The organism is Curtobacterium sp. L1-20 (genome assembly GCF_048755855.1).
Classification (GTDB): Bacteria; Actinomycetota; Actinomycetes; order Actinomycetales; family Microbacteriaceae; genus Curtobacterium.
Map to the genome: position 1 here is coordinate 3,331,287 of NZ_CP151473.1, position 12,329 is coordinate 3,343,615.

At 73.0% G+C, this 12,329-nt stretch carries 9 protein-coding genes; 3 read left to right on the forward strand and 6 right to left on the reverse strand.

Features of this window, described 5'->3' with window-relative positions:
- Window positions 1-184: 184 nt before the first annotated feature.
- The 6 genes from AAEP86_RS17155 to AAEP86_RS17180 all read right to left on the reverse strand — a co-directional run bounded on the left by AAEP86_RS17155 (window position 185) and on the right by AAEP86_RS17180 (window position 7,864).
- The gene (locus tag AAEP86_RS17155) at window positions 185-1,102 is read right to left on the reverse strand and encodes a cation-transporting ATPase (protein WP_420368484.1); all 918 of its coding nucleotides are present in this window, start codon (window positions 1,100-1,102) and stop codon (window positions 185-187) included.
- Window positions 1,103-1,277: 175 nt separating this feature from the next.
- Window positions 1,278-2,543: an FAD-binding protein gene (locus tag AAEP86_RS17160; protein ID WP_420368485.1), complete on the reverse strand. Its 1,266-nt coding sequence runs from the start codon at window positions 2,541-2,543 to the stop codon at window positions 1,278-1,280.
- 26 nt (window positions 2,544-2,569) lie between these two features.
- Complete coding sequence (gene araA, locus AAEP86_RS17165; protein WP_420368486.1) at window positions 2,570-4,111, reverse strand: L-arabinose isomerase; 1,542 nt, start codon at window positions 4,109-4,111, stop codon at window positions 2,570-2,572.
- Window positions 4,108-4,818, reverse strand: a complete 711-nt coding sequence (locus tag AAEP86_RS17170) for an L-ribulose-5-phosphate 4-epimerase (protein WP_420368487.1) — start codon at window positions 4,816-4,818, stop codon at window positions 4,108-4,110. Before AAEP86_RS17170 ends, araA begins: the two co-directional genes overlap by 4 nt.
- Window positions 4,815-6,629: a xylulokinase gene (locus AAEP86_RS17175; RefSeq protein WP_420368488.1), complete on the reverse strand. Its 1,815-nt coding sequence runs from the start codon at window positions 6,627-6,629 to the stop codon at window positions 4,815-4,817. Before AAEP86_RS17175 ends, AAEP86_RS17170 begins: the two co-directional genes overlap by 4 nt.
- A gap of 236 nt (window positions 6,630-6,865) precedes the next feature.
- Complete coding sequence (locus AAEP86_RS17180; RefSeq protein ID WP_420368489.1) at window positions 6,866-7,864, reverse strand: LacI family DNA-binding transcriptional regulator; 999 nt, start codon at window positions 7,862-7,864, stop codon at window positions 6,866-6,868.
- Between the two features lie 168 nt (window positions 7,865-8,032).
- Between AAEP86_RS17180 and AAEP86_RS17185 the strand changes: the two genes are divergently transcribed.
- Genes AAEP86_RS17185 through AAEP86_RS17195 form a run of 3 tightly spaced genes read left to right on the forward strand, consistent with a single transcriptional unit; the run spans window position 8,033 to window position 12,328 of the window.
- Window positions 8,033-10,009, forward strand: coding sequence for a glycoside hydrolase family 127 protein (locus AAEP86_RS17185; RefSeq protein WP_420368490.1), 1,977 nt, complete (start codon window positions 8,033-8,035; stop codon window positions 10,007-10,009).
- Window positions 10,009-11,316 carry an ABC transporter substrate-binding protein gene (locus AAEP86_RS17190; RefSeq protein ID WP_420368491.1) on the forward strand — a complete coding sequence of 436 codons (1,308 nt, stop codon included), beginning with the start codon at window positions 10,009-10,011 and terminating at the stop codon, window positions 11,314-11,316. Before AAEP86_RS17185 ends, AAEP86_RS17190 begins: the two co-directional genes overlap by 1 nt.
- 40 nt (window positions 11,317-11,356) lie before the next feature.
- Complete coding sequence (locus AAEP86_RS17195; protein ID WP_420368492.1) at window positions 11,357-12,328, forward strand: carbohydrate ABC transporter permease; 972 nt, start codon at window positions 11,357-11,359, stop codon at window positions 12,326-12,328.
- Window position 12,329 lies beyond the last annotated feature (1 nt).

Below are 12,329 nucleotides of genomic sequence, written 5' to 3' on the forward strand. Positions count from 1 at the left end.
GTCCATCCTGACACCGCGGGGGTCACCCGTCCGAATCCCGCGCGCCACGGACGTCGTACGACGTAACGGTCCAAGTCCGGTGCCACGTCCCGCTATTCCCGATGCGTCCACATCGAACCGGCGCCGCGCGCGCTGCCGGCCCCACGCCGACTGCCGCTCCCCCGCCCGGGCCGCCCCGCCCGCGTCAGCGGTCGAACAGCCCGCCGAGGAAGTCGTTCCCCAGGTTCGACGCCTGCTCGCCGAGACCGGAGACCTGCTCGCCGAACCCATGGAGGAGCTGCTCCCCCTCGCCGGCGAGTCCCTCGACCCCGCCTCCGAGGTCGGCGAGCCCGAGGTCGCCGATGCCCGACGCGATCCCCTCGAAGTCGACGCCCGAGCTGGCCGCCGCCGCGAGGACGGGTCCGGCCGCGGCGCTCAGCACTGCCCCGCCGGCGACCGCGACGCCGAGACCGCCGAGCGCCATCGCCCCGGCACCGACCGCGGCTCCGCCGGCGAAGGCTCCGCCGCGACCGCTCGAGCCCGGCCGCCCGGAACGGGAACCGCCGAGGACGCGCCGGATCAGCCCCGGTCGGGCCATCTCGCCTCGGGTCATCGCCCGCGCCATGCTGCCGGCCGAGTCGTCGCGCAGGTGCTCGTGCGGCGGGAGCTCGGAGTCCAGGCGGTTCCGGATCTGCTGGCGCTGCGCCGGGGTCAGGCGTGCGAACGCGTCGTGGTGCACCTGCTCGATCTGGTCCGGGGACGCGGTGCGGAGGAGGTAGTCGTACTTCGCGAGGGCCACCGCGTCCGGATCGGCGTGTCCGTGCGCCTGGCCGTGCTGCGGCTGGCCCTGGTGGTGCGGCTGCGGCTGCGGCTGCGGCTGGCCGTACTGCGCCTGGCTCTGCTGGTGCGGCTGCTGCGGGCCGGACTGCTGCGGCGTCCGCTGCTGGGGGTTCCGGTCGTCGCCGGTCAGCTTGTCGGCGGCCGTGCGGACGATGTCCCGCCAGTCCGTCGCGCCCTGCTGCGGGCCGGTGCCCGACGTCGGGACGCCGCCCTGACCGCGCTTCTGGAGCTGCTTGTCGATGACCTTCGAGGCCATGCCGATGATGCGGTTGAGGTTCGCCATGCCCCGACCTTTGCGTTCGTACATGTGCGCTCCCAGCGACCGCCCGGTGGGACAGCCCCCGAACGCATCCGGAGTTGCTGTGAGCCGGCCGCGCACGTTCGAGCAACCAGCGCACGCCCGCGTGCGGCGCGTCCGCCACGCGGGTGCGAGCCGTGCACGCCCGCGCGGCTCGCCGTCAGGACAGCACGCGCGCCAGGAACAGGTTCCGGAACCGGCCGGCCGGGTCGAGGTCCCGCGCCAGTGCGGCGAACGACCCGAGCCGCGGGTAGACCTCGTGCAGGCGCTCGGCCCCCATCCCGGAGACCTTCCCCCAGTGCGGCCGGGCGTCGAACGGCGCGAGCACCTGCTCGATGCGCTCGACCGCTGCGGCCACCGCCTCGGTGTCGCGGCGGAAGGTGAAGTGGAGGCCGACCGACTGCCGTCCGGACGAGGGCGCGAGCCACGCGGTGTCCGGCGCGACGGTCCGGACCTCGGCGGCGATGAGCAGCGGCGCGAAGACCGGCTCGAGGGGCCGGAGCGCCTGCAGCGCCGCGACGGCCGACCCGGCGGGGACGAGGTACTCGGCCTGGATCTCCGCCCCGGTCGACGGGGTGAACGACGACCGGAAGTGCGGGAGCCGCTCGGACCACGGTCCGGGGACACCACCCTGCTCGGTCACGCCCGCCGGGTCGTTCTCCCCCGGGTGCACGGGTCCCGTGGCCGGTCGGGCGCCGAGTGCGACGAGGTCGACGGACGGCGCCGGCTCGTCGGTCCGGTGCTTCACCCAGACCTGCCGGGCGCCGCGGTCGTCGAACGACGTGAACAGCGACACCGAGTACGCGTCCGACACCACGGCGTCGAAGTGCTCGAGGACCGCGTCCCACGGCAGGTCGAGGTGCACGGTCGTCGCGACCTCGAACGTCGGCTCGATCGCGAGCTCCACCGCGGTGACGACGCCGAGCGCCCCGAGCGCCACCCGGTGCGCGTCGAGCGCACCGTCCGGCGACGAGGCGTCCACCCACGCCACCGACCCGTCGGCGCGGACGACCTCGAGGCCGACCACCGCCTGCGCGAGCGACGCGTTGCGGACCCCGGAGCCGTGCGTGCCGGTGGCGACCGCTCCGGCGGTGGAGATGTGCGGCAGGGACGCGAGGTTCGCGAGGGCCCAGCCACGCGCCTCCAGGCCGGCCGCCACCTGGCTGTGCACCATGCCCGCGGCGACGCGCACGACCCGACGGTCCGCGTCGACGTCGAGGACCGGCGGCAGGTCCGCCAGCGACACCTGCAGGGCGTCCGTGTCGGCGATCGTGTTGAACGAGTGCCGGGACCCGAGCGCCGTCAGGCGCGGCGTGCTCGCGACGAGCCGCTGCACCTCGTCGACGGAGGTCGGCCGCGCCAGCCCGGACGCCCGGTAGGTGACGTTGCCGGCCCAGTTCGTCCGGGTGCGCTCCGCTGCGATCACGTCGCTCATCGTACGGTCCGAGCCCCTCAGAAGCCGCGGTCGAGTCGGTGCCAGGTCTGCTGCAGCCGGACCTCGTCGCGGAACCCGCGGGACGTCGTGTGCTCGTCGATGACGAGGAACTCCGTGCCGACCATCGTCGCGAGGTCCTCGACGACCTGCAGGCCGACGGCGGTCGTCATCACCGTGTGGTGCGCGGCACCGGCGGTCAGCCAGGCCTCGGCGGCGACGGGGAACGACGGGCGCGGCTCCCAGACGGCCCGGCCGACGGGCAGGTTCGGCAGTGCCGCGGTCGGGGGCACGACGTCGACGACGTTGGCGGTGAGCCGGAAGCCGTCCCGCGTGTCCGACAGGGCGACCACGACGGCCTCGCCGGCGTCGGCGGTGAAGACCAGGCGCACCGGGTCGTCCTTGCCGCCGATGCCGAGCGGGTGGATCTCGAGCGTCGGGGTCGAGGTCGTCAGTGTCGGCGAGACCTCGAGCATGTGCGCGCCGAGGATCTTCTCGGCCCCCGGGGTGAGGTCGTACGTGTAGTCCTCCATCAGGGAGGCGCCGCCCGGCAGCCCGGCACCGGCGACGTTCATCGCGCGGACGAGCACGGCGGTCTTCCAGTCGCCCTCCGCGCCGAAGCCGTAGCCGTCGGCCATCAGGCGCTGGACCGCGAGGCCGGGGAGCTGCTTCAGGTCGCCGAGGTCCTCGAAGTTCGTGGTGAACGCGGCGCTGTCGTTCTGCGCGAGCAGCGCGCGGAGGCCGAGCTCGATCGCGGCGCCGTCGCGGAGCGACCGGTGCCGGTCACCACCGCTCCGGAGTGCCGGGTCCACGTCGTAGTCGCGCTCGTAGACGGCGACGAGGTCGTCGACCGCCTGCGTGTCCGCCTCGGCCGCGGCGACCGCCGCCGCCAACTCGTTCACGGCCCAGGTGTTCACCTGCACGCCGAGCTCGATCTCCGCCTCGGTCTTGTCGCCCTCGGTGACCGCGACGTAGCGCATGTTGTCGCCGAAGCGCGTGAGCTTCAGCGACCGGACCGCTGCGGCGCCGGCCGCGGCACGCGTCCAGTTCGCCACGCGCTGCTGCACGCGCTCGTCCGACACGTGGCCGACGGCGGTGGCGTGCCGGACCCCGAGCCGCGCGAGCGCGTAGCCGAACTCTCGGTCGCCGTGCGCGGCCTGGTTGAGGTTCATGAAGTCGAAGTCGATGTCCGCCCACGGCAGCGTGACGTTCGCCTGGGTGTGCAGGTGCAGCAGCGGCTTCGTGAGCGCCTGCAGGCCGCCGATCCACATCTTCGCGGGGCTGAAGGTGTGCATCCAGGTGGTGACGCCGATGACCTTGTCGTCCGCGCTCGCCTCGATGAGGGCACGACGGATGCCGTCGGCGTCCTTCAGGACCGGCTTCCACACGAGCTTCACCGGCAGGGCCGCGGCCAGCTCGGCGTGCACCTGCTTGCTCTGCGCCTCGACCTGGCGCAGCGTCTCCTCGCCGTACAGTCCCTGCGACCCGGTGAGGAACCAGACCTCGTAGCCGTCGAGTGTGGCCTGGGGGTCAACGGGCTGCGTGGTGTTGTCCTGCGTCATCGCATGGCTCCTTCGGGGTTCTGTCCGTAGACGTTCTGGTAGCGATCGAAGAGTCGATCGATGTCTGCTTCCGTGATGGGGACGAGCTCGCCGCCCTGCTTCGCGATGTGCACGGTGCGGGCGACGTCCTCGCACATGACCGCGGCCTTCACGGCGTCCTTCGCGTCCTTGCCGATGGTGAACACGCCGTGGTTCTGCATGAGCACCGCACGGGACCGGTGGCCGCTCAGCGTCTCGACGATGCCGTGGCCGATCGAGTCGTCGCCGATGATCGCGAACGGGCCGACGGGGATCGGACCGCCGAACTCGTCCGCCATCGCCGTGATGACGCAGGGGATCGCCTCGGCACGGGCCGCCCACGCCGTCGCGTACGTCGAGTGCGTGTGCACGACGCCGCCGACCTCGGGCATGTTCCGGTACACGTAGGCGTGCGCGGCGGTGTCGGAGGACGGGCCGTGCTCGTTGCCCCAGCCGTCGGCGGGCACACCGTCGAGCGTGCAGACCACCTGGTTCTCCGGCGTGAGGTCGTCGCTCGACACCCCGCTCGGCTTGATGACGAAGAGGTCGGTGCCGGGCACGCGTTCGGAGACGTTGCCGCCGGTCCAGATCACGAGGCCGTAGCGGACGAGCTCGCCGTGCAGCCGGGCGACCCGCTCGCGGGTGCGCTGGACGGCGTCGCGGGTGGTCTGGTCGGGTGCGGTCGTCATCGGGTCACTTCCTCTGTCTGGAGGCGCGGAGCGGCGCCGTCGGTCTGCTCGGCCGGGTGGGTGGCCGGGTCGGCGTCGGTGTGCTCGGCCGGGTCGGCGTCGATGTGCTCCGCCGGGTCGGTGCCGGCGGCGCTGTCGGTCTGCTCTGCGCCCGCGGCGCCGGACGGCGCTCGGTCGGGCCCGGTGGTCGCGGCGGCGACGGCCTGGACGGGCAGGGCCGCGCGGTACCGGTCGAGGTAGGTCTGGAACCCGGCGACGTCGAGCGGTTCGGGCTCGGCGACCTGCACCGAGTCGCCGCCGAAGACGGTGTCGGCGAGGAAGTCGGCGAGGTGCTGGTCGGTGTGCTCCAGGTACGCGGCGAGCAGGGCGATGCCCCAGGCACCGCCCTCCCCCGCCGTCTCCTCGAGGGCGACCGGGACCCGGAGTGCCGCGGCGAGCAGCTGCTGCGGTGCCCCGGGCGTCCGGAACAGTCCGCCGTGCGCCGTCATCCGGTCGACCCGCACCTGCTCGCCGTGGAGCACGTCCATGCCGATCGCGAGGGTGGCGAAGGCCCCGTGCACCTCGGAGCGCACCAGGTTGCCCAGGGTGAATCGCGCGTCGGGCGTGCGGAGCAGCAGGGGCCGGCCGTCCTCGACGTGGGTGACGGGCTCGCCTGCCAGGTAGTTGAACGACAGGAGACCGCCGGCGTCGGCGTCGGTGCCGTCGGCCACCGCCTCGGCGAGCAGCGTCGCGTAGACGTCGTCGATGCCGATCACGGCGGTCCCGGTGCGCGCGGCGGAGGCCTCGGCGAAGCGCCCGAACACCCGCGCCCAGCTCGCGATCTCGCTCGCTCCGTTGTTGCAGTGCACCATCGCGACGGCGTCGCCGGACGGGGTCGTCACGACGTCGAGCTCCTCGTGCGCGGTCCCGAGCGGCTGCTCGAGGACGACCATCGCGAAGATGCTCGTGCCGACGCTGACGTTCCCGGTGCGGGGTGCGACGGCGTTGGTGGCGACCATGCCGGTGCCGGCGTCGCCCTCGGGCGGGCACAGCGGGACGCCCGGTCGCAGCGATCCGGTCGGGTCGAGCCAGGCGGCGCCCTCGTCGGTCAGCGCTCCGGCGTCGTCGCCGGCGACGAGCACCTCCGGCAGGAGTGCCCGCAGGTCGGGCACCGCTCCGCCCAGCAGTGCCTGGGCGCGGTCGAGCTTCTCGCCGTCCCAGTCGCGCGAGCCCGGGTCCCCCGGTCCGCTGTCGACCGGGCTGCTGTCGATCGGGAACACGCCGCTCGCGTCGCCGACACCGAGGACGTCGCGCCCGGTGAGCCGTCGGTGCACGTAGCCGGCGAGCGTGGTGATGCCCGCGGTCCGGGCGACGTGCGGCTCGTCGTCGAGGACGGCCTGGTACAGGTGCGCGATGGACCAGCGCAGCGGGATGTTGAAGCCGAGGGTCTCGCTGAGCCGTGCGGCGGCGGGGCCGGTCGACGTGTTGCGCCACGTGCGGAAGGGCACGAGCAGCTCGCCGTCGGCGTCGAACGCGAGGTAGCCGTGCATCATCGCGCTCACCCCGGCGGCGCGGTAGCTCGTGGGGGTGACGCCGTACCGGGCCTCGACGTCGGCCACCAGGGCGGCGTACGCGGCGCGGAGCCCGGTCTCGACGGCGTCGAGCGAGTAGGTCCAGCGGCCCTCGACGAACTCGTTCTCCCACTCGTGGGAGCCGGCGGCGATGGTCACCAGGTCCTCGTCCACCAGGCACGCCTTGATGCGCGTGGAGCCGAGCTCGATGCCGAGCGTGGTGCGGCCGTCCACGACCTGTTGGCGGCGGTCGTCGCTCATGCAGTCCTCCAAGACCTCGTCGTCCCCGTGAGCGCTCACATCCTGGCACGTGAGCGCTCACTCCCGCAACGCCGCCGCGCCGGGGCCCGCGCGCCGCGCCCAGACCGCCGAGATCGCACTTCCGCGCGCTTCGACAGCGAGGTACCGCGCCGAAGTGCGATCTCGGCGGGCGGGCGGGCGCTCGGACGTGCGACCTCGACGGGGCGTCGTGGCGGACGCCCCGCCCGCCCCGCGGCCTACGCCCCGACCGTGCTCTCGCGCACCACGAGGGCCGGCGTCACCGCGGCGGACTCCGCCGGCCCGCCGTCGATCAGGCTGAGCAGCGCCTGCCCCGCCACACGCCCGAGCTCCTCGAGCCGCAGGTCGACCGTGGTGAGCGGCGGCCTCGACGCGAGTGCCATCACGTCCCAGTCGTCGAACCCGGCGACGGCGACGTCCTCGGGCACCGACCGCCCGGTCTCGCGCAGCCGGTCGCAGACCCCGCGGGCGATCTGGTCGCTCCCGCACACGATCGCGTCGACGTCCACGGCCCCACGTGCGAGCACGTCGACCGCCTGGCGTCCCCAGCGCTCGGACCACTCGCCGTAGAGCGGCGCGGCGACGAGCCGCGGGCCGAGCACCTCGGCGGCACCGGTCACCCGGCGCTCGGCGGACCGGTGCCGTGCGGGCCCGGTGACGATCGCGACCCGCTGCCGACCGAGCGACAGCACGTGCGCGGCCACGGCGGCGCTCCCGGCGGAGTCGTCGAGGGTGATGGACACGTCGTCCGCCGAGGTCGACGGCGTGAACGCGTAGACGACGGGCATCGGCACGTCGATCGGCGGCCGCGAGTCGGCGGAGCGCCCCGTCACGATGATGCCGTCGACCCCGCGGGCGGCGAGCGACCGGAGGTAGTGGGCCTCGCGCACGTGGTCGTCGCGGGTGTCGCAGAGCAGGACGGCCATCTGGCCGGCGGACAGGGCGTCCTCGGCGCCGAGCAGCACCGGGATCGAGAACCGGCCGAACGAGTCGGTGGTGATCATCCCGACGGTGTAGGTCCGCCCGGAGGACAGCGCTCGCGCCCGTGCGTCCCCGACGAACCCGAGCTTCTCGGCCGCGTCCTTGACCCGGGCACGCGTGGAGTCCCGCAGCTGCCCGGTGCCGTTGAGCGCCTTGGACGCGGTCCCGATCGACACGCCGGCGAGCGCGGCGACGTCGGTGATCCGGACGGGCGGTGTCGTGCGCTCGATGGTCACGGCAAGTTCCTTTCCGGGTCGCGGGACGTGACGACGAGCATACGCAGAGATGCGTCGGCAGCACTTGCGCGCCGCGGACCAGTGTCGTACCGTTCCCGCCAGAAAGCGTTTTCCGAACCGCCGTCGGGCGGCTCGGGGCCGCTCCCCGTCACATCGCAAGGAGGCGACATGACCACCACGCTCGCGACCGACAGCCGTGCGCAGACCGCGACGCCGGTCCTCCCGACCGCCGACGCCCACCTCACGCTCCGGCCTCTGCCCACCAGCGACGCCCGGATCACCGGCGGGTTCTGGGCGCTCCGACAGGACCGCAACGGCCGCGACGCGATCCGCGGCGGGTACGCCCTGCTCGAGGCCGCCGGGAACTTCCGGAACCTCCGGATCGCCGCCGGGCTCGAGGAGGGCGACGCCGTCGGACCGATCTTCATGGACTCGGACGTGACGAAGTGGCTCGAGGCGGTGGCGTGGGAGTACGGCCGCGCACCGTCCGACGACCTGCTCGAGCTCCAGCGCGAGGTCACCGCCCTGTACGCACGGGCGCAGGCCGACGACGGCTACCTCGACTCCGTGCAGCAGGTCCGCGGGAAGGGCGAGCGGTACACGGACCTCAAGTGGAGCCACGAGCTGTACTGCGCCGGGCACCTGTACCAGGCGGCCGTGGCCCAGCACCGCGCGACGGGAGACTCCGGGCTCCTCGAGGTCGCGATCAGGAACGCCGACCACCTCGTCCGGACCTTCGGCGAGGGCGACGGCAAGAAGACCGACATCGACGGCCACCCCGTCGTCGAGATGGGCCTGGTCGAGCTCTACCGCGAGACCGGCAACCGCGACTACCTGGACCTGGCGCACTGGTTCGTCGACGCCCGCGGGCACGGCATCATCGAGCGCGCCGGCGGCGAACCGACGTACTTCTCCGACCGGGTCCCGAGCCGGCAGGCCACGACCGTCGAGGGCCACGCCGTCCGCGCCGTGTACCTGGCGGCGGGCGCGGTGGACGTCGCGATCGAGACCGGTGACACCGAGCTCCTCGCCGCGAGCGAGCGGCAGTTCGCGGACATGATGGCGACGAAGGCCTTCATCACCGGCGGCCTCGGTGCCCGCTGGGACTGGGAGGCGTTCGGCGACCCGTACGAGCTCCCGACCGACCGCGGGTACGCGGAGACCTGCGCGGCGATCGGCGGCGTCCAGTGGGCGTGGCGTCTGCTCCTCGCCACCGGGAAGCCGGTGTACGCCGACGCCATCGAGCGCCTGCTGTACAACGCGTTCCTCGCCGGGGTCAGCCTGGGCGGCACCGAGTACTTCTACGTCAACCCCCTCCAGCAGCGCGACCACGCCCACCAGGACGAGAACCGCTCCCCCGCGCACGGCCGTCGCGGCTGGTTCGACTGCGCGTGCTGCCCGCCGAACATCATGCGGACGTTCGCCAGCCTCGACGGCTACCTCGCCACCGCGACCGACGGCGGCCTGCAGGTCCACCAGTACGCGACCGCCGACCTCGGTCCGGTGCGGGTCGAGACCGGGTACCCGCACGACGGCCGGGTCGTCGTCACGGTCACCGAGGACGGGCCGCTGGTGCTCGGCCTGCGTGTCCCCGCGTGGTCGGACACCACGACGGTCACGACCCCGGACGGGCAGGACACGCCCGCCGCCGGCACGCTGCACGTCGTCGACCGCGTGTGGACCGCCGGGGACACCGTCGAGCTCGTGTTCGACACGACCCCGCACCGGTACGTCGCCGACGACCGCATCGACGCCGCCCGCGGGCAGGTCGCGATCGAGCGCGGCCCGCTGGTGTACGCGGTCGAGCAGGCGGACCAGCAGGGCTTCACGGTCGACGACCTGACGGTCGACGCGGACGCGCCCGTCACCGAGGAACGGCAGGACGGGCTCCTCGACGGGGTCGTCACGCTGCGCATCGCCGGACACGCCCCCGCCGAGCACGCGCAGGCAGCGTGGCCGTACCGCCGGCTGGACGGGCCGGGAGGCGCGGCCTCCGCGGTGGACGCGACCAGCGTCGACGACGCGGCCGGGTCGGGCGGGGGCGCACCGCGCCTCCAGGCCGTCACGGCGACCGCCGTCCCGTACTACGCCTGGGCGAACCGCGGAGCCGCGCCGATGCGCGTCTGGCTCCCGCTGGCGCGCTGATGCTGCGCCGAGCGTTCCTCGCCGGTGGCCTCGCCGGCGGGGCGGCCCTCACCCTGGCCGCCTGCTCCGGCACACTGCCGAAGGTCGACGCCCAGGTCGCCGGCTTCGGTCGGGGCGCGACCGGCACCGTGCAGGTCTGGTGCCGGTCCGCCACCCAGGCCGGGCTCACCGCGGCCGTGGCCGGGTTCAACAAGGCGAACCCGGCGCTGCAGGTCGAGCTCACCCCCGTACCCGACGGGCAGTACGTGACGAAGCTCGCGACCGCGATCCGTGGCGGTGAGCCGCCGGACGTCGTGGACATCGACGACATCAACTCGCAACTGTTCATCTTCCGCGAGGCCTTCGCCGACCTCACGGACGTCGTCACCGGTCTCGACTACTTCGACGCGATCTCGCCGGGGCACCTGCGGCTGCTCGAGTACCGGAAGCGGTACTACGGCCTGCCGTACCTGGCGGACAACTCGCAGCTGTTCGTGAACACCGAGCTGTTCGACCGGGCCGGGCTCGACGTCGACGACGCGACGAAGGACCTCGACTCCTTGCTGGCGGCGGCGAAGGCGATCCGGAGGACCGGCGACGACGTCTACGGCTGGTCGATCGCCGGCAACGCCGCGGGCATCATCGGGTTCGTCACCCAGCCGCACGTCTGGGCCACGGGCGTCGACATGATGTCCGGCGGCGTCGGCCAGCAGACGGCGAACATCACCGGCAACGAGGCCCTGGAGCGCATGCTCGAGTTCTACCGGCAGCTCTGGAAGGACGGGCTGCTCTCGAAGGCGACGTACGCCGATGCCGGCACCACCTGGGGCGCCGACTTCCGGGCCGGCAAGGTCGGCATCTTCCCGACGTCGTACGGCGCGACCGTTCCCGCGGCCACGAAGGCGATGCGGGCGAAGATGCGGACGGTGCTCATCCCCTCGTGGGACGGCAAGCGGTCGTTCTTCGACGGCGGGGACAACATGTGCATCCCGAACGGCGCATCGAACCCGTCCGGCGCGTGGGCGTTCATGCAGTACGCGAACGGGCTGCAACAGCAGCAGGCGCTGCCGGACGGCGGGTACTTCCCCACCCGCTCGGACGCAGCCACCCCGGCGTACCGGAAGAAGTACCCGCTCGCGTCCGGTCCGCTCGACGCCATCGAGAAGGGCTACGCCCCGCAGACGCTGGCGTACAACCTCCTCGTCAACCAGCCGTCGTCGCCGTACTTCGCGATGTTCCGCGAGGCGGTGTTCGGCTCCGGCGCCACCGCAGCGATGCGGACCGCGCAGTCCGAGTACCAGCGCATCCTCGACCAGGTCCAGGCCTGACCCTCCGTCGCACCACCGACCGCACAGAGAGGTGCACGTCATGTCGACCATCTCCACCCGGCGCTCCGCCGCACGGGCCGGCGCCGGCCGGACCGGCGCCGGCCGGCCCACCGTCGGCCGCGGCCGATCCGGACCGTCCCGCAACTCGCTCACCCACCCACCCCGCGCCGGCGCCGTGCTCGTCGCCCCGGCGATCCTGTTCGTCGCGGTGTTCGTCCTCGTCCCGCTCGTGTTCGCGCTGTACATCTCGTTCACGAACTGGCCGCTGATCGGGCCGTACCGGTTCATCGGGCTGCAGAACTACGCGACGCTGTTCCAGGACCCGACGTTCGTCCACGCGATCGGCTACACGCTGCTCTACACGGCGATCGTCACCCTGCCGATCCTGGTGCTCGGGTACTTCCTGGCCGTGCTCGTCCGCGCTCGTCGCCGTGGCAGCACCCTGCTGCGGACGGTCTTCTTCCTGCCGTACGTCGTCGGCCTGACCACCCTGAGCTTCATGCTCGTGCTCGAGGCGCAGCCGAACTCGGGCGCGGTGAACCTGGTGCTCCGCTGGCTCGGGATCACGGACGGCAGCACCGCGTGGCTCGTGAACGGCCCGCTCGCGACGCTGCTCATCTGCGTGCTCGTGGTCTGGGCGGTGTCCGGGCTGACGATGGTGCTGCTCATGTCCGCGATGCAGGGCGTGCCCGACGAGGTGTACGAGTCCGCGCAGCTCGAGGGCGCGTCCTGGTGGCAGACCGAGCGACTGATCACCTTCCCGATGATCCGGCCGACGGTGGCGCTCAGCGTCATCATCTCGGTCATCGGGTCGCTGCTGGCGTTCAACCAGTTCTACATCCTGACGCAGGGCGGCCCCGGCACCGAGACCACGACCATCGTCAACGCCATCTACAACCGCGGGTTCGTGAACCTGCAGCTCGGTGCCGCGACAGCCGAGTCGATCGCCCTCGTCGTCGTCATCGCCGCCGTCACGGTGTTCCAGTTCTGGGCACTGCGAGAGAAGGACTGAG